Consider the following 17,579-nt stretch of genomic DNA (forward strand, 5'->3'; position numbering starts at 1 on the left):
GGCAACTCTGGGCGGGCTCGAGGATGCCTAGCCGGTAGAGATCGTTTCACGGGCAAGAAATCGTCGGCATTGCGAGTGGATGTGCGTCGTGAGCGTCTTCTGGGAAGCTAGTTTGAGATGTCGCCTAAGCATTGACGGAATCACTGGCGAGTGGTTCGAGTCATGCGCGTTCAAATTGAGGGAAGTAAATGCCAGGTAATCCGGACAAACCAGATAAACCTGAAAAGCCGCCGCACCCTGATCATCCGGACGTGCCGCCAGGTCCGCCTAGTCACACTCCTGGGCGCCCAGACGGCCCGCCTAGGCCCAACACGCCTCCGCCGCATCGCCCCGTAGGTTAAGTGGCCAAGTCGACGTCTGCCGCAACATCTCCGCGGGCTGAGGCTTGGTGGGAGAGGTGGCCAGATTTGCTCACGCAGGAGCTGGCCGCATTCGACACACACGGTGCCAGGCAGAAGGTTATCGCCCAAGCGAACGGATACCTCGTGTTGGACGTTACTTGGCCCCTGACGGGCGTCGAGAACCTGGAGCTCCACATAGGGTTCTCTCCTTTTCATCCATTTGCGCGGCCGTTGGTGAGCGCGCCCAATGCGACGTTTGAGCGTCATCAGCACCCATTTTCCAAGGTCCTTTGTCTCCTCACGCAAGAGAGCAGGCAGTGGTACTCCCGCCAACTTGTCGCGGACTTCATTGCCGAGCGTCTGGAGCGCCTTCGTGAAGCGCTCGGAGCACGCGCGGCCTCGAACATGGAACGCGCAGCCGAATTCGAGGAGCACGCCGCTGATACGTTGGTGGCATACTTTGGCGATGGCAACGAGAAGGCATCAGTCGTGCTTTTCGATGGTGCCATGTCATTGCCGGTGGGCGACTTCGGAATACTGGAACTCCAGTATACGCCCCGCGCGCAGGGAGAAGGAGCGCCGTTCGAGGCCTTACTGACCTCGGTCAGAACCGCCAGCGGCGGCGGATTTGCCAAAACCTTCGGCCTTCCATCGGATCGCGGAAATCCTGCCACCCTGCCCGGGCGATGGGTGAAGGTGGACAAGCCACCCCTCACGAACGACCCTGCGCAACTCCTACAGTTTGCCGAGGCTAAGGTCGGCGAAATCACGCAAGCTCAGCGAAATCGCTTGGCGGATTACCGGGCAGTCGAGAACAACACCATGTATCTGACCGGAATCGTGTTCCCCGACGAGGTCACGTACGGCGCCTCGGGGGCCAGTTGGCTCTTTGTCGTAGGGCGACGCAAGTTCGATGGCGTTGGCAAGCCACTTGGCGCCCCTCGGTTTAGTACAGTGCTCGGACAACGAGCGGGGGAAGCGGATTTCTTTGCTCGGTTTCCGGTGGGCAAGGCGCTAAGACGGAAGCGGGTTTTGCTCGTTGGCTGTGGTGCGATAGGCAGTTTTGCGGCGGCCGAGTTAGCCCGCTCAGGTGTCGGCGAGATTACCCTTGTTGACGGGGACCTACTGGAACCAGGCAACAGCGTTCGGTGGCTGCTTGGTCGCACTGCTTGGGGATGGCCAAAAGCCGAAGCGTTGGCTGGGTTTCTTCAGCGGGAATTTCCCTTCACCAAAGTTAACTTTGTGTTCAACCGCATCGGCGAAGCGACCATCGACGCAAAGGCAGCTAAGTCCGGCGCCAACCAACTGGCATTTTTTTGGCGGGAGGCTTCACAGGCTGACATTGTCGTAGATTGCTCCGCATCAACCGAAGTGCAGCATGCTCTTGCTTGGCTCTGTTCGGAGCTGAAGAAACCCTTCGTGATGGGATATGCTACTGAGGGCGCCGTTGGCGGCGTTGTTGCCAGGTTCGGGACAGATCCCGTGACCGAGTGGTCGAGCCTCCAGGACGCTTGGGATCAAGGAACCATGCCCTCGCCGCTTGTGGATCCTGGACAGACCGTTACTCCGGTTGGATGCAATCAGCCAACATTCGTCGGCGGATCTTTTGATCTGGAGGAAGTGTCCCTCGCGGTGGCGCGTGGTGTCGTCGGCACACTTTGCCCGGACGACTATCCCTTATCGAAATGGACAATAAGTCAGCTGCGGCTCAGGAATGACGAGGGAGAGCGCATACCACCAAGCTGGGCTCTCTTCTCAAATCCTGGCCAACTCATATGACCACATGGCTCGCAAGTAGCGCGCTGAACTTCATGCGCGCCGAAAGCAGGACCTATCAGCCATTAGAAACTGGCGGCATCTTGCTCGGGTGGCGACAGGGCGAGGCTGCCGTCATCGCTGCGGCCCTCGGACCAGGTCCAAATGCACTTCACGGGCGGCATCTCTTCATCCCTGACGACCGATGGCATACGGAGCAGGTCGAGAACGCCTTCGCCAGCTCAGGGGGCGACCTCGACTACCTCGGCGATTGGCACTCGCATCCAAGTGGTATCACAGCAATGAGTGCGCAAGATCATCTTACGCTAGTTCGCATCACCCGACGGATAGGCGTGGCGTCGATGATCATCCTAGCGGGAGAACTTGCGGAAGAAAGTCCAATCGGAAGCTGGATTGGGCGGAGGGCGCGACGACTGTTCGGTCGCGTCAGCGTGGAGGCGGCAGAATTGAAGGCCGTGGAAATTTCAGAGCTGGGTTGGCCGGATTGGCAGTCATCGGCAGCCGGACCAAAGCTCACCCCATAGTCGCTCCGCCCTCTGCCACTGCCGGGCCTGTCTGTGGAGGTATCCGTGCTGATGCTCCGTCGGGTGACCAGAGATCGGCGGCCGAACGATGGTTCAGCTGATCGGCCAGCAAACCGCGCCTCCGTCAATCAGTGGGGCACCTGCGTCCGACTGCTCGCCACGAAGTCGGCCCGCAAACCGGTGGTGGAGTGAAGCGCCATAATGCCAAGTGCGAAACTGGCCATTAGAGAATTGCCCAAATAGATCGCGAATTCGGCCTCCGAATTGGCCGTCTCCAGTTGGGTTCGCGCGGCCGTCAGGGCGAATAGACGCGACCTTCCCGAGGGTTAGCCGAGGCGCCCCGCAAGACCAAAAACACCAGTAATATCAATGACTTAGTGGCGGAGAGGGAGGGATTCGAACCCCCGGTGGAGTTGCCCCCACGCCGCATTTCGAGTGCGGTGCAATCGACCACTCTGCCACCTCTCCGCGAGGTCGAACACGCGTTGCCGCGGCTGGTCGAGACGGGCGGGCTTATGGCATAGCAATTTGACTGCTGCAACACTCTTTGCCCCGGCTCCGCAATGCAATTGCCGCTCTTCGTCTATGGCACCCTGCGCGACCCCGACCTGCTCACGGGCGTGCTCGGGCGTCCGCTCCGTGGTGAGGCCATGCATGCGGCACGCGCTCCGGGGTTTCGCGCCGTGCCCTATCCTGGCCGGATCTATCCGGCCCTGGTCCGCGCCCCCGGCGCAGCCGCCGAGGGGCTGCTGCTCACCGACCTGACCCCGTTCGAGCGCGACCTGCTCGATGCCTTCGAGGGCGAGGAGTATCGGCGCACGACAATCGCCGCAGTGCTGGCCGATGAGCCGGAACTGCACGAGGCCGATGCCTACATTCCGGCCATGAGCGTCGCCGACACCGGCGAGGACTGGCTGCTCGCCGACTGGCAGCGCCTGCACAAGCCGCGCGTGCTCGGCGCCGAGGCCGCCGGCGCCGCCGAAATCCGGCTCAAGCTGATCGCCGTGCGGCCGAACTGAGCCAGACTCGACGCCTTGACTCTCTGGCCGTTTGCCACGATAAGGCCGCTCGACTTGCGTGCGGGGCGTCCTGCGCGCATTTTTGGTTTGTTCAACCGCTGTCCGAGGCCGCCGCCGATCCCTGGAGATCGGCCGTATCTCGAAGCCCGCAGGATCAGGCGATCGCCTGCGGCGCCACAGGGCGCGAAAGCAAGGAGGCCGGGAAACCGGCACGCAGATGACGTTTGCAGTGATCAAGACCGGCGGCAAGCAATACAAGGTTGCCGCCAATGACGTGGTGAAGATCGAAAAGATCGCGGGCGAGCCCGGCGATGTCGTGACGTTCGACCAGGTTCTGCTGGTCGGCGAAGGCGACAACGTCACCGTCGGCGCGCCGCTGGTTTCGGGTGCCCTCGTGGCCGGCCAGTTCATCGCCACCGAGAAAGAGCGCACCGTCATTATCCTGAAGAAGGAGCGCCGCCAGCACTACGATCGCCGCAACGGCCATCGCCAGCGCCTGTCGACCGTCCGCATCACCGAGATCCTGACCGGCGGCGCCAAGCCGACCACCAAGGTCGACGAGATCGCCAAGGCCCGCCACGAGAAGCGCATCGCCGCTCTCGCCGCGACCACCGCTTCGGTCACCGAGGCCCCGAAAGCCGCAGCCAAGCCCGCTGCCAGGAAGGCCGCTCCGAAGGCAACTGCTGAAGCCCCGGCCGCCGAGGCCAAGGCTCCGGCCAAGAGGGCAGCCGCGAAGAAGGCCGCTGCCGAGACCACCGAGGCGGCCGACAAGCCCGCAAAGAAGCCGGCGGCCAAGAAGGCCGCGACCAAGGGCGCTTCGGCGGCCGACAAGGAATAAGGAGAGTACCAAATGGCACATAAGAAAGCAGGCGGCTCCTCCCGCAACGGTCGCGATACGGCTGGCCGACGCCTCGGCGTCAAGAAGTTCGGCGGCGAAGCTGTCGTCGGCGGCAACATCATCATCCGCCAGCGCGGCACCAAGTGGCATCCGGGCACCGGCGTCGGCATGGGCATCGACCATACCATCTACGCCCTCATCCCGGGCACCGTGGCGTTCAAGACTCGCGCCAACGCCAAAGTCTACGTGTCGGTCCTCCCGGCAGCCCAAGCAGCAGAATAATCCGGTGAGGCCTAACGAACCCTGCCGGAGACCAGCTCCCCGGCAAGGCGACTAGGCAGTCGGCCGTGCATGACGAAACGACAGGGGAGCCGGGTATCCGGTTCCCCTTTGTCTTTTTCGTCGTGAGGGCGGCTGAAAATGAGACTGTACCTGAGCTCCAACGGAATCGGCGATCGCGCCGGTTCGCTCCTGGCTTTTCTGGGAGGCGGCAAGCGCGCCGTGGTCATCGAGAACGCGCAGGACCACATCTCCACGGCGGCCCGCGAACTGTTTCGCCGGGAGGGCTGCGACCCCGTTGCCGAATTGGCCTCGCTCGGCATCGCCGGCACCCCCCTCGACCTGCGCGATCATTTCGGCGATCCGGCAGGCCTGCGCGCCCAGCTGAACCAGTTCGACCTCGCCTGGGTGACGGGCGGCAATGCCTTCGTGCTGCGCCGCGCCATGAAGCAGTCGGGATTCGATGACGTGATCGCCGGCATGCTCGACAACGACGAAATCGCCTATGGCGGCTTCTCGGCCGGCGCGGTGGTCGCCGGGCCCAACCTCGAGGGCATCCACCTGATGGATGATCCCGACGAAGTCCCGCCCGGCTACGACCGGGAGGTCGCCTGGGACGGGCTCGGTCTCATCGATCACGCCATCGTGCCGCACTATCGCTCCCCCCATCCCGAAAGCGCCGCCGCCGAACGGGCAGTGCGGCACCTGTGTGCCCGCGGCCTGCGCTACCGCGCCCTGCGCGACGGCGAGGTCGTCGTCTGGACCGAGACCCGGCGCGTTTCGGTTGTCCCTCAGTTGAGGATCGCGTGATGAAACAGCGCACGGACGACGACGATTTCGTGCCCCGGCGGCGGTCCCACCTGATCGGTCCGGCGGCCCAGGCAAGGGCGCTCACCGCCGCGACGGCGAGGCTCGCGGCCCGCCGCCAGCGCGATGCCCTGCCGCATCGCATCGAGACGCCCCGCCTGGTGTTGCGCGCCCCCATCCGCGGCGACGTGCCCGACATCGTGACCCTGGCCGACAACCGCAGGATCCACGAAGTCCTGGCCCGCCTGCCGCATCCCTATACGCGCGCCGACGGCATCGCCTTCGTCGAGATCTTTGCCCAGCGTCCCGACGAGCGGCCCTATGCCGTCACGCTCGACGATCGCTTCATCGGCGTGGTCGGCTTCACCTATCACGAGGGCGAGCCGCCCGAGCTCGGCTACTGGCTGGGTGAGCCGCACTGGGGCAGGGGAATCATGAGCGAGGCGGTGAAGGCCCTGCTCGAGGCAGCCTTCGCCACCCACCTCTACCCGCGCATCAAGGCGCGGGCCTTGGCGAGCAATTCGGGCTCGCTCAATGTGCTCGAGAAGGCCGGCTTCGTGCGCCTGCGCGAAGATATCGAGACGCTCGGGACCGGGGCCGGCAAGCCCACGGTCTACCTGATGCTGGAGCAGCCGAAATGGACGTGAGCATGCACCTGGCGAGCACCGGCGCACAAACATACCCCCACCCCTGTCCCCTCCCCGCACGGGGGAGTGAGACGCCAGCACTACTGCCAGTGCGATACGAAGACCTGGGAGCGCCGGTCACCTCCCCCCTTGCGGGGGAGGGACAGGGTGGGGGGAATTCTTTCCTCACCAGCATCTCCAACAGCGGAGCCTGTTGATGGACGTGACCCTGCGCACCCCGCGCCTGACCCTGCGGCAGCCGGTGCTCGACGACGCCGGCCGCATTGCGCGCTTCCTCGACAACTTCGCCGTGGCCGGGAACCTCAGCCGCGTGCCCTACCCCTACCGGCTCGCCGACGCCCGGGCCTGGCTCCGGTCCTGGCGAGCCGACACGCCGGCCGGCGAAACCGGCTTCGTCATCGATCTCGATGGCGAGGGGTTGATCGGCAATGTCGGCTTCCACCGCGATGTCGAGGGCACGGTGATCGGCTACTGGCTGGCCCAGCCGTTCTGGAACCGCGGCCTGATGAGCGAGGCGGTCCGCGCCTGTGTCGACTGGTACTTCGAGACCACGGCTGCGATGACACTGGCTTCGGGCGTCTTCCACTTCAACAAGGCCTCGCTCGCCATCCAGAAGAAGGTGGGTTTTGTCGAGATCGGCACCTCCACGCGGCTTTGCCTTGCGCGCGGTGAGGAGGTGCGCCATATCGACACCGAACTGACACGCAGCGCCTGGATGGCCCATCGGCAGCGCGGGCAAGGAAGCAGCACATGAAGTTTCTCGACCAGGCAAAGGTATTCGTGCGCTCCGGCAATGGCGGTGCCGGCGCGGTCTCGTTCCTGCGCGAGAAATTCGTCGAGTTCGGCGGCCCCAATGGCGGCAATGGCGGGCGCGGCGGCGATGTCATCATCCGCTGCGTCGATGGCCTCAACACGCTGATCGACTATCGCTACCAGCAGCACTTCAAGGCCGCCACGGGCACGCACGGCATGGGCAAGGACCGCCACGGCGCCAAGGGCGACGACGTGATCCTCAAGGTCCCGGTCGGCACGCAGGTGTTCGAGGAGGACGGCGAGACGCTGATCGCCGACTTCACCGAGGTCGGCCAGGAAATGGTGCTGCTTGAAGGCGGCAATGGCGGCTTCGGCAACGCGCATTTCAAGACCAGCGCCAACCAGGCGCCGCGCCGCGCCAATCCGGGCCAGATCGGCACCGAGAAATGGATCTGGCTGCGGCTGAAGCTCATCGCCGATGCCGGCCTGGTCGGCCTGCCGAACGCCGGCAAGTCGACCTTCCTCGCCGCCGTCTCGGCTGCCAAGCCGAAGATCGCCGACTATCCCTTCACCACGCTCCACCCCAACCTCGGCGTCGTCTCGATCGGCGAGCGCGACTTCGTGCTGGCCGACATCCCCGGCCTGATCGAAGGCGCGCATGAGGGCCAGGGGCTGGGCGACCGCTTCCTCGGCCATGTCGAGCGCTGCGCCATCCTCGTTCACCTGATCGACGGCACGCAGGAGGACGTGAAGGCCGCCTACAAGACCATCCGCGGCGAACTCGAGGCCTATTCGCCCGAACTCGTCGAAAAGCCCGAGATCGTCGTGCTCAACAAGATCGACTCGATCGAGGCCGATGCCGTGAAGGAGAAGGTGAAGGTGCTCAAGCGCGCCAGCAAGGCCGAGGTCTTCACCTGCTCGGGCGTCACCGGCGAGGGCGTCGACAAGGTGCTCTACCGTATCGTCGCGCAGATCGATGCGGACAAGGCCGAGGCCGCCGAACGCGAGCGCCGCAAGTCCGAGCCCACCTGGGTGCCCTGATGTCGATGATCCCGAGCGTTTGGCTACCCCTCACCCTGACCCTCTCCCCAGTGGGGAGAGGGGACGCGTTCCGCACCGGCGGCAAACCCATCGCCCCCTCGCCCCTCCGGGGAGAGGGCTGGGGTGAGGGGCGCCCCACGACGGGTCTCGCGTCATGAGCAACGCGCTGGCGCCCTATCGGCGCCTCACCATCAAGATCGGCTCCGCCCTCCTCGTCGACGGCAAGACCGGCAAGCTACGCACCGAATGGCTCGCCGCGCTCGCCGAGGACCTTGCGGCGCTGAAGGCGCAGGGCATCTCGCTGGTCATCGTCTCATCGGGCGCCATCGCGCTGGGCCGGCGCCTCCTCAACCTCGACGCCAAGTCGCTGCCGCTCGACCAGAGCCAGGCCGCGGCCAGCGCCGGGCAGATCGCGCTGAGCCAGGCCTGGGCGGAGGCGCTCGGCCGGCACGGCATCGTCACCGGCCAGATCCTGCTGACGCCAAACATCACCGAGGAACGCCGCTACTTCCTCAACGCCCGCACCACCATCTCGACCCTGCTCGGGCTCGGCGCCGTGCCGATCATCAACGAGAACGACAGCGTCGCCACCGCCGAAATCCGCTATGGCGACAACGACCGGTTGAGTGCCCGCGTCGCCACCATGATCGAGGCCGACTGCCTGATCCTGCTCTCCGACGTCGACGGCCTCTACACCGCGCCGCCCGCCAAGGACCCGAATGCCACCCACCTGCCCTTCGTTGCCGCCATCACGCCCGAGATCGACGCCATGGCCGGCGGCGCAGCGAGCCACCTGAGCCGCGGCGGCATGACCACCAAGGTTGAGGCCGGCAAGATCGCGACGCAGGCCGGCACGGCGATGATCATCGCCAAGGGCACCGAGACGCATCCCCTGCGCGCCCTCAGCGAAGGCGTGCGGCACACGCTCTTCGCCCCGGTCGAGACCAAGGCCCACGCGCGAAAACGCTGGATCATGGGGCATCTCGAACTGGTCGGCTCGATCCATGTCGATGCCGGCGCCGCCCGCGCCCTGCTCGATGGCAGGAGCCTGCTGCCGATCGGCGTCACCCGCGTCACCGGCGATTTCGACCGCGGCGACGCCGTCGCCATCTTCGATCCCGACGGCCGCGAGATCGCGCGCGGCCTCGCCACGCTGGGCCGCGAGGAGGCCGACAGCGTCAAGGGCAAGAACTCGCGCGCCGTGTCCGACCTGCTCGGCATTGGCACGCGCTCCGAACTGGTCCACCGTGACAACATGGTGGTGCTGATGGGCCTGGAGGCCAAAGTCTGATGGCAATCATTCAAGCAGTCTTCGGCGAACAGGGCCAAAGCCTCGAAGCCACCATGCTCGAACTGGGCCGCCGCGCCCGCGCCGCCGCGGCCGTTCTCGCCTTCGCCGATCCGGCTGCCAAGGTCCGGGCGCTGCACGCTGCCGCCGATGCGCTCGACAGCCGCCGAGACGACATCATGAGCGCCAACGCGCTCGACATGCGCGCCGCCGAGGGCAAGGGGATTTCCAAGGCCTTCCTCGATCGCCTTGAGCTCAACGACAAGCGTATCGATGGCATGATCGAGGGCCTGCGCACCATCGCCGACCTGCCCGATCCGGTCGGCCGCGTGCTGGCCGAGTGGACGCGGCCCAACGGCATGAGCATCCGACGCGTTTCGACCCCGCTCGGCGTCATCGGCGTCATCTTCGAGAGCCGCCCCAACGTCACCGCCGACGCCGGCGCGCTGACGCTGAAGGCCGGCAATGCCGTGATCCTGCGCGGCGGCTCGGACAGCGTGAACTCCACCCGCGTCATCTACCATTGCCTCGTCGAGGGCCTCATCGCCGCCGGCCTGCCCGCCGATGCCATCCAGATCGTCCCCACCACGGATCGCGAGGCGGTCGGCCTGATGCTGCGCGGCCTCGGCGGCGCCATCGACGTCATCGTCCCGCGCGGCGGCAAGACCCTGGTCGCCCGCGTCCAGGACGAAGCACGCGTGCCGGTCTTCGCCCACCTCGAGGGCATCTGCCACACCTATATCGACAAGTCGGCCGAGCTCGACATGGCGGTGGCCGTCACCGTCAACGCCAAGATGCGCCGCACCGGCATCTGCGGCGCCACCGAGACTCTGCTGGTGCACGAGGATGTCGTCGGCACGCACCTGAAGCCCGTCATCGACGCGCTGATCGCGAAGGGCTGCGAGATCCGTGGCGATGCCACCGTCACGTCGCTGATCCCCGAAGCCATTCCCGCCACCGAGCAGGACTGGCACACCGAATACGAGGACGCGATCCTGTCGGTGAAGATCGTCGCCGATGTCGGGGCGGCGATCGCCCACGTCAACAAGTACTCCTCGCACCATACCGAGGCGATCCTCACCGAGGATACGGCCTCGGTCGCCCGCTGGTTCAACGAGATCGACTCGGCGATCCTGCTGCACAACGCCTCGACCCAGTTCGCCGACGGCGGCGAGTTCGGCTTCGGCGGCGAGATCGGCATCGCGACGGGCAAGTTCCACGCCCGTGGCCCGGTCGGCGTCCAGCAACTGACGAGCTTCAAGTATCTCGTCGAAGGCACCGGGCAGACGCGGCCTTGAACCCAGCGCGCTTGGCCAGTCCCCTCACCCTAGCCCTCTCCCCAGAGGGGCGAGGGGACGATGGGTTCACCGCCCGTGCCACAACGCCCCCTCGCCCCTCTGGGGAGAGGGCTGGGGTGAGGGGTGCCCCACGACCTGTGAGGGGTGCCCAGCGTAGATGACCCTCTCCCCCGACATCACCGCCTTGCCCCCGTTCGGTTCCGGCCTGCGCGTCGGCCTGTTTGGTGGCAGCTTCAACCCGATCCACGAGGGCCATCGCCTTGTCGCCGAGCAGTGCCTGAAGCGGCTGGCGCTCGATGCGGTCTGGCTGCTGGTCTCGCCCGGCAACCCGCTCAAGGATCACTCCGAACTCGCCCCGCTCGCGGCCCGCGTCCACGCCGCCCGCACGCTGACTGCCAACCCCCGCATCCACGTCACCGCAGTCGAAGCCGCGCACAGTTTCCGCTACACCATCGATACCCTGGAGTGGCTGGTTGCGACCTGCCCCGACACGCGCTTCGTCTGGATCATGGGCGCGGACAATCTGGCCCAGTTCGACCGTTGGGAACGCTGGCAGGACATCGCGGCGCTGATGCCGATCGCCGTCTACGATCGTCCCGGTTCGATCTTCCGCGCCACCGTCAGCAAGGCCGCGACCGCGCTGAAGAAGCACCGCCTGCCCGAAGCCGAGGCCGAGGCGCTGGCAAACCGCCAGCCGCCGGCCTGGGTATACCTGCACGGCATCACTTCGCCCCAGTCTTCGAGTGCCATCCGCGCCCTCCGCGGGACCGAGGCAAATTGAGCAGACCGCTTGCCTTGCAGAACGGCAGGCGAAGCGTCATATTGTGCGAGTAGTGGTTATCTGCCACTCAGAATGGGACAGGATTGATAGCTACGCATCCGCTAGCCGTTCGACCCACTAACCAAGGACAGCTGAAACACGCATGACCCGTGCTTGTCTTGCATGGGCTGAGGCCAATTGATGGCATCGCCCAAGAAGAAGACCGAAACCGCCCGAGCGGCTGACATCGCGCCCGAAGCCGCCGCCGAACCCCACATGATCGACCTGGTGCTGAAGAGCCTTGACGATGCCAAGGCCGAGCAGACCGTGGCCATCGACATTGCCGGCAAGTCGTCGCTGACCGACCACATGGTCGTCACGTCCGGCCGGTCGAACCGGCACGTCAGTGCGGTTGCCGACCAGCTGGTGACGGCGCTGCGCGATGCCGGCTACGGCAAGCCGCGCATCGAGGGCCTGCCGCACGCCGACTGGGTGCTGGTCGATGCCGGCGACGTCATCGTCCATATCTTCCGGCCCGAAGTGCGCGAGTTCTACAACATCGAGAAGATGTGGGCCGTCGACTTCGCCGCCGACGGCCGCTGATCGACTAGCGGCCGTCCGCCTTGCGCATCGCCATTGCCGCCATCGGCCGGATGAAGCAGGGCCCCGAGCGCGAACTGGTCGCGCGCTATCTCGACCGCGCCAAGGCGGCGGGCAAGCCCCTCGCGCTGACCGGCTTCGACATCCTCGAGTTCGCCGAGTCCCGCGGCGCCAGCGCCGACACGCGCAAGGCCGACGAGGCCGCAACGCTGCGCTCCGCCCTGCCCGAAGGCATCCGCATCGCGCTCGACGAGCACGGCAGGACCATGCCGTCCGCCGCCTTCGCCAACCAGCTCGCCCGCTGGCGCGACGATGGCCGCCCGGCCGTCAGCTTCGTCATCGGCGGGGCCGACGGGCTCGAGCCGGCCTTCGCCAGGAGCGCCGACCTCACGCTCAGCTTCTCCCCCCTCACCTGGCCCCACCAGCTGGTCCGCATCATGCTGGCCGAGCAGCTCTACCGGGCAACCACGATATTGTCGGGCCACCCGTACCACCGGGAGTGAACGACGGATCTCCCGGTTTTCGCCTCCCTCCCTCACGGGAACGACGGATCTCTCGGATTTCGCCTCCCTCCCCCCTGAGGGGAGGGATCGAGGGAGGGGTGGTGCGGTGATCCCCGATGGACCCCCACCCCCCGGCCCCTCCCCTCACGGGGGAGGAGAGCCAACCCCCGGCCACGCAAAAGACAAACCCGCGAACTATGCGCCTTCTGCGCTATGGTCGCGTGATCTTGATTCGGCTGGACCGGGAAGCTTGATGCCTCAAAGGGGCTCGTGGAGACGTGCTGTCGGCGCCGGCGCATTGCTGGCGTTTACTTTCGGCAGCCCCGCCCCCGCCCAGGAGGCACCGCCGGCGGTCGCCCCGCTCGTGGCCCCTGCCGCGGAGCCAGCCGCGGCTCCCGACCTGGGCTTGAAGCCCTCGATCGATTCCACCGCCCCGGCCGCGTCGGCCGATCCGGAGATGACCGCCCGGCAGCAGGCGCTAAGCGACATCGAAGCCTCGATCTCCCTGTCGAAGGAGCGCGCCGACGCGCTGAAGAAAGAGATCGCCGACATGCAGGGCGATCGCAACAAGCAGAACGCCGCCCTGATTGCTGCCGCAGAGCGGGTGAAGCGCGCCGAGACCGACATCGCCGCCCTCGAGGACAAGCTGGGCGACCTGATCGTCCAGGAGCTCGAGGTGCGCGGCCGCCTCGATGGCGCCGACAACAACATCTCCAACGTCCTCGCCGCGCTCGAGCGCATCTCGCGCAACCCGCCGCCGGCGCTGATCGTCAACCCGTCCGACGCCCTCGGCTCGGCCCGTTCCGCCATCCTCATCTCCGCCATCCTGCCTGAGCTGCAGGCCAAGGCCGATGCCGTGATGGCCGACCTGAGGCACCTGGGCGAGATCAAGGCCGAGGCGCTGAAGCAGCAGGAGCAGCTCGAGGCCAACCTTCAGGTGCTCGAGGAGGAGCAACTGCGCATCACCTCGCTGATCGCGGCGCGCAAGGAGAACGAGAACCGCGCCACCACCGCGCTTGCCGCCGAGGAAGCCGAGGCGCAGGCGCTGGCCGACAAGGCCACTTCGCTCAAGCAGCTGATCGACGAGTTGCAGAAGCGCGCCGCCGCGGTCAGCACCGCCGCGCAGGCGACGGCCGCGGCCAATGCCGGCGGCACCGCTCCGACGCTCGACAAGGATACGGTCAAGCTCGCGCTCGCCAACACCAACCGCAGCGAGCCTGCCGTGCCCTTCGCCCAGGCCAAGGGCTTCCTCACCATGCCGTCGAGCGGCGTCACCGTCATCGACTATGGCGCCGGCGACGGCTTCGGCGGCATCTCGCGCGGCCTGTCCATCGTCACGCGCGCCGAAGCCCAGGTGGTCGCCCCGGCCGACGGCTGGGTGCTGTTTGCCGGCAACTACCTCAATTACGGCCAAATCGTCATCCTCAATGCCGGACAGGACTACACCCTGCTGCTCGCCGGTCTGGCCAAGGTTGACGTGCAGCTCGGCCAGTTCGTGATGATGGGAGAACCCGTCGGCACCATGGGATCACAGACAATTGGCCGTACCGTCGCGACCAGCGCTGGTGTCTCCCGCCCGACCCTCTATATTGAAATGCGAAAGAACAACGAGCCTGTAGATCCCACCGGCTGGTGGGCGCCGGCCGCCGTTCCAACCCAGAGTGGATGATTTGATGCGCCTGACGCCCCTCCGCATTGTTGCTTCGCTGGCTGCAGTGTTCACGCTTGGCCTCGCCTGCGCCCCGCTGATCGCGCAGGACCAGACCGCGGCCACCGCCCCGGCGTCCGGTCCGCGCACCTCGGACGAGGTCTATTCCGATCTCGACCTGTTCGGCGAGGTGTTCGACCGCATCCGCGCCGAGTACGTCGAGGCTCCCGACGAGCGCAAGCTCATCCACGCCGCGCTGCAGGGCATGCTGACCTCGCTCGATCCGCACTCGAGCTACATGGAGCCGGTCGAGTATTCCGACGTCCAGGAGGATACCACCGGCCAGTTCGGCGGCCTCGGCATCGAAGTGCAGATGGAAGAGGGCGTGATCAAGGTCGTCTCGCCCATCGACGACACCCCGGCGGCCAAGGCCGGCATCCTCGCCGGCGATCTCATCGTCGAGCTTGACGGCACCCAGGTCCAGGGCCTGACCCTCGACCAGGCGGTCGAGAAGATGCGCGGCCCCGTCGGCACCAAGATCAAGGTGACCGTGGTGCGCGACGGCGTCACCGATCCGCTCACCTTCGAGCTGACCCGGGACGTCATCGCCACCCGCGCCGCCCGCCTCACCATGCAGGGCGACGTCGCCGTCATCCGCCTCGCCCGCTTCTCCGAGCAGGCCTTCCCGGGCATCAAGAAGACCATCGACGACGCCTACAAGCAGCTGGGCAAGGCGCCCAAGGGCATCATCCTCGACTTGCGCAACAATCCGGGCGGCCTCGTCGACCAGGCCGTGTCGGTCTCCGACGCCTTCCTCCACCAGGGTGCGGTCGTCCTCACCCGCGGCCGGATCGATAGCGAGAGCTCGCGCTACGACGCCAAGCCCGATGCGCTCGACGAAAAGCTCGCCGATGTCCCGATGGTGGTGCTGATCAACGGCGGCTCGGCCTCGGCGGCCGAGATCGTCGCCGGTGCCCTGCAGGACCACAAGCGCGCCACGCTTGTCGGCACCCGCTCGTTCGGCAAGGGCTCGGTGCAGTCGATCATTCCGCTCGGTGCCGACGGCGCCATGCGGCTGACCACGGCGCGCTACTACACGCCCAACAACCGCTCGATCCAGGCCTCCGGCATCCAGCCCGACATCGTCATCACCCAGGACGTGCCGGCCGAGTTCAAGGGCCGCGACGAGATCATCGGCGAAGCCGCGCTGCCCGGCCAGATCGGTGGCGGCACCGAGGAGAAGGCGACGGTCGGCTCCTCCGTGTACGTCCCGGCCGAGGCCGACAAGGACAACCAGCTGCAATACGCGATCAAGTTGATCGAGGGCACCGAGACCAACCCGGCCTACCCGCCCAAGTCCGCCGGCTGAGGTCCCTCCCTCCCCCGTGAGGGGAGGGATCGAGGGAGGGGGTGGCCCGGTGATCGCCGATGGCCCCCCAGCCCCTGCCCCTCCCATCGAGAGGAGGGAGCTGATCCCGTGCCAGGCCGCACCCAGGGTTAACGCTTCGTTACCCATTGCCGGTCACACAATGGCCGACGACCGGGCGGCCGATTCGCCGCCCGTTGATTCTGGGAACAGGCACCCACGATGACCGATCTCAGCGCCCCCCTTTCCCGTCGCGGGGCCCGCAAGGCCAGTGACGCGGCGCCTCGTCCGCGGCATCACGTGCCGGTCACCCGCATTGCCCTCGGCCTCGTCGCGCTCATCGCCGCCGGCGTCGCCGCCCGCGTCATGCTGGTCGACGATCCCGAGGGCGGCCGCCCCGTCGCCACCGTCGATATCGCCGCCGGTGCCGGCAAGGGGGCCGCGAGTGCCCTGGCCGGCGCCGGCGAGGTTACCATCACCGCCGACCCCGAAATGTTCCCGGCCGACCAGGTGCCGGGCACGCCCGGCAGCACCGCCCTGGCGCCGGCAGATGCCGCCGCCATCGACCCGGCTGCCGCCGACCCCGAGCTGCTCGAGGAGACCGAGTACGGCCCGATCCCGCGCATGTCGAGCACTGGCGTCACCCCGTTCGAGACCTATGCCCGCCCCGTCGTGAACGGCACCGGCAAGCCGCGCATCGCCATCATCGTCTCCGGCCTCGGCCTCAATTTCGATGGCACCATGGACGCGATCGACAAGCTCCCCGGCCCCGTCACCCTGTCGTTTGCCCCCTACGGCAAGACGCTCGATCGCACCGTCGGCATCGCCCGCGCCGCCGGCCACGAGATCTTCCTCGAGGTCCCGCTCGAGCCGTTCGACTACCCCGAGAACGACCCGGGCCCCGATACCCTGCTCACCGGCCAGGCCCCACGCGACAACCTGGGCCGGCTGTTCCAGGTCATGAGCCGTTTCACCGGCTATGTCGGGGTCATCAACAACATGGGGGCGCGCTTCACCGCCTCTGGCGCCGACTTCGGTCCGGTGATGGAGGAACTGGGCGCCCGGGGCCTCGGCTATCTCGACGACGGCTCGTCCAACCGCTCGCTGGCCCCGCAGCTTGCCCAGGCCAACCGCGTGCCGTTCGCCCGCATCGACGCCACCGTCGACGCCAATCCGGCGCGCGACCCGATCATGAAGGCGCTCGCCGCCCTCGAGAAGAAGGCGCGGGAAGCGGGCTCCGCCATCGGCATCGTTTCGGCCTTGCCGGTCTCCATCGAAGCGGTTACCGACTGGGCCGCCGCGCTCGCCGACAAGGACATCGAGATCGTCCCGGCCAGTGCCCTGATGGGAACCAAGTGATGCCCAAGCGCGAGGACATGCCGTATCGGGACTGCGTCGGCGTGGCCGTGTTCAATGCCCAGGGCCTCGTCTTCGTCGGCCGCCGCAAGCCCGAAGGCAACCCGGAGCACGTCACCGTCAACGACTCCCCCTGGCAGATGCCGCAGGGCGGCATCGACAAGGGCGAAACGCCTATCGCCGCGGCCTGGCGCGAGCTCTACGAGGAAACCTCGATCCGCACCGCCGAGGTCATCGCCGAAGCGCCGGAGTGGATCTACTACGACCTGCCCGACGAGGCGCTCGGGATCGCGCTCAAGGGCAAGTACCGCGGCCAGCGCCAGCGCTGGTTCGCCTTCCGCTTCACCGGCGACGAAGCCGAGATCGACGTCACTGCCCCCGGCGGCGGCGCCCATCCGGCCGAGTTCGACAAGTGGCGCTGGGAAGCGCTCGAGAAGCTCCCCGACCTGATCGTGCCCTTCAAGCGGCAGGCCTATCTCGAAGTGGTGAAGGCCTTCGCCCACGTCCCCGCCGGCGTGCGCGGCTAGCACCGAAGGCCCGACTGGCTCGCGCCATCGGGTTTTGGTTCAGTCTCGCCGCTTCCGAAGATGCGGCATGGGCGGGACTTCGTCCCTATTATGCCGGTCTACCGGCTCAGTAGTCGGTGGGACTGTCGCCCCGCCCATTGCGAAGGGACTTATGGCGCACGGCACCGCGAAGCGATGCAGGAACCGCAGTCACCCCAGATGCAACGGC

Annotated in this window: 18 protein-coding genes and 1 tRNA gene; 18 read left to right on the top strand and 1 reads right to left on the bottom strand. The window is 66.7% G+C overall.

The window, feature by feature from the left end:
* The first annotated feature begins 407 nt into the window (after positions 1-407).
* Both J0I99_RS16290 and J0I99_RS20325 read left to right on the top strand, forming a co-directional pair.
* Positions 408-2,120 carry a ThiF family adenylyltransferase gene (locus tag J0I99_RS16290; RefSeq protein WP_291398623.1) on the top strand — a complete coding sequence of 571 codons (1,713 nt, stop codon included), beginning with the start codon at positions 408-410 and terminating at the stop codon, positions 2,118-2,120.
* Positions 2,121-2,152: 32 nt separating this feature from the next.
* Positions 2,153-2,641 carry a Mov34/MPN/PAD-1 family protein gene (locus J0I99_RS20325; protein WP_363278155.1) on the top strand — a complete coding sequence of 163 codons (489 nt, stop codon included), beginning with the start codon at positions 2,153-2,155 and terminating at the stop codon, positions 2,639-2,641.
* Positions 2,642-3,019: 378 nt separating this feature from the next.
* Here J0I99_RS20325 and J0I99_RS16295 read toward each other — a convergent pair.
* Positions 3,020-3,109: transfer RNA gene (locus J0I99_RS16295), tRNA-Ser, on the bottom strand.
* A 95-nt stretch (positions 3,110-3,204) separates the two neighbouring features.
* Between J0I99_RS16295 and J0I99_RS16300 the strand changes: the two genes are divergently transcribed.
* From J0I99_RS16300 to J0I99_RS16375, 16 genes are all read left to right on the top strand, one after another.
* The gene (locus J0I99_RS16300) at positions 3,205-3,660 is read left to right on the top strand and encodes a gamma-glutamylcyclotransferase family protein (RefSeq protein WP_291398624.1); all 456 of its coding nucleotides are present in this window, start codon (positions 3,205-3,207) and stop codon (positions 3,658-3,660) included.
* A 217-nt stretch (positions 3,661-3,877) separates the two neighbouring features.
* A complete protein-coding gene (rplU, locus tag J0I99_RS16305; RefSeq protein WP_291398625.1) occupies positions 3,878-4,498 on the top strand; it encodes a 50S ribosomal protein L21 in 621 nt (206 codons plus the stop codon).
* A gap of 12 nt (positions 4,499-4,510) precedes the next feature.
* Positions 4,511-4,780, top strand: a complete 270-nt coding sequence (rpmA, locus tag J0I99_RS16310) for a 50S ribosomal protein L27 (protein WP_291390282.1) — start codon at positions 4,511-4,513, stop codon at positions 4,778-4,780.
* A gap of 138 nt (positions 4,781-4,918) precedes the next feature.
* Positions 4,919-5,587 (top strand): Type 1 glutamine amidotransferase-like domain-containing protein, encoded by a 669-nt coding sequence (locus tag J0I99_RS16315; RefSeq protein ID WP_291398626.1) that lies wholly within the window; start codon positions 4,919-4,921, stop codon positions 5,585-5,587.
* Complete coding sequence (locus J0I99_RS16320) at positions 5,587-6,231, top strand: GNAT family N-acetyltransferase (protein WP_291398627.1); 645 nt, start codon at positions 5,587-5,589, stop codon at positions 6,229-6,231. The genes J0I99_RS16315 and J0I99_RS16320 overlap by 1 nt, the downstream gene beginning before the upstream one ends.
* 196 nt (positions 6,232-6,427) lie before the next feature.
* Positions 6,428-6,985 (top strand): GNAT family N-acetyltransferase, encoded by a 558-nt coding sequence (locus J0I99_RS16325; RefSeq protein WP_291390288.1) that lies wholly within the window; start codon positions 6,428-6,430, stop codon positions 6,983-6,985.
* Positions 6,982-8,025 (top strand): GTPase ObgE, encoded by a 1,044-nt coding sequence (gene obgE / locus J0I99_RS16330; RefSeq protein WP_291390290.1) that lies wholly within the window; start codon positions 6,982-6,984, stop codon positions 8,023-8,025. Before J0I99_RS16325 ends, obgE begins: the two co-directional genes overlap by 4 nt.
* Before the next feature lie 154 nt (positions 8,026-8,179).
* Entirely contained in the window at positions 8,180-9,316 is a 1,137-nt protein-coding gene (gene proB, locus J0I99_RS16335) for a glutamate 5-kinase (RefSeq protein WP_291398628.1), read from the top strand.
* Positions 9,316-10,611 carry a glutamate-5-semialdehyde dehydrogenase gene (locus J0I99_RS16340; protein WP_291398629.1) on the top strand — a complete coding sequence of 432 codons (1,296 nt, stop codon included), beginning with the start codon at positions 9,316-9,318 and terminating at the stop codon, positions 10,609-10,611. The genes proB and J0I99_RS16340 overlap by 1 nt, the downstream gene beginning before the upstream one ends.
* A 157-nt stretch (positions 10,612-10,768) precedes the next feature.
* Positions 10,769-11,392: a nicotinate-nucleotide adenylyltransferase gene (locus J0I99_RS16345; RefSeq protein ID WP_291398630.1), complete on the top strand. Its 624-nt coding sequence runs from the start codon at positions 10,769-10,771 to the stop codon at positions 11,390-11,392.
* Positions 11,393-11,647: 255 nt separating this feature from the next.
* Complete coding sequence (gene rsfS, locus J0I99_RS16350; protein WP_291392772.1) at positions 11,648-11,974, top strand: ribosome silencing factor; 327 nt, start codon at positions 11,648-11,650, stop codon at positions 11,972-11,974.
* 20 nt (positions 11,975-11,994) lie between these two features.
* Positions 11,995-12,474, top strand: coding sequence for a 23S rRNA (pseudouridine(1915)-N(3))-methyltransferase RlmH (gene rlmH / locus J0I99_RS16355; RefSeq protein ID WP_291392768.1), 480 nt, complete (start codon positions 11,995-11,997; stop codon positions 12,472-12,474).
* Positions 12,475-12,880: 406 nt separating this feature from the next.
* Positions 12,881-14,143, top strand: coding sequence for a peptidoglycan DD-metalloendopeptidase family protein (locus J0I99_RS16360; protein WP_291398631.1), 1,263 nt, complete (start codon positions 12,881-12,883; stop codon positions 14,141-14,143).
* 4 nt (positions 14,144-14,147) lie between these two features.
* Positions 14,148-15,491, top strand: a complete 1,344-nt coding sequence (locus J0I99_RS16365) for a S41 family peptidase (protein WP_291392764.1) — start codon at positions 14,148-14,150, stop codon at positions 15,489-15,491.
* 219 nt (positions 15,492-15,710) lie between these two features.
* Complete coding sequence (locus J0I99_RS16370; protein WP_291398632.1) at positions 15,711-16,847, top strand: divergent polysaccharide deacetylase family protein; 1,137 nt, start codon at positions 15,711-15,713, stop codon at positions 16,845-16,847.
* Positions 16,847-17,371 (top strand): RNA pyrophosphohydrolase, encoded by a 525-nt coding sequence (locus J0I99_RS16375; RefSeq protein WP_291392760.1) that lies wholly within the window; start codon positions 16,847-16,849, stop codon positions 17,369-17,371. The genes J0I99_RS16370 and J0I99_RS16375 overlap by 1 nt, the downstream gene beginning before the upstream one ends.
* Positions 17,372-17,579: the final 208 nt, after the last annotated feature.

Source organism: Devosia sp. (assembly GCF_017307495.1).
Lineage (GTDB): Bacteria > Pseudomonadota > Alphaproteobacteria > Rhizobiales > Devosiaceae > Devosia_A.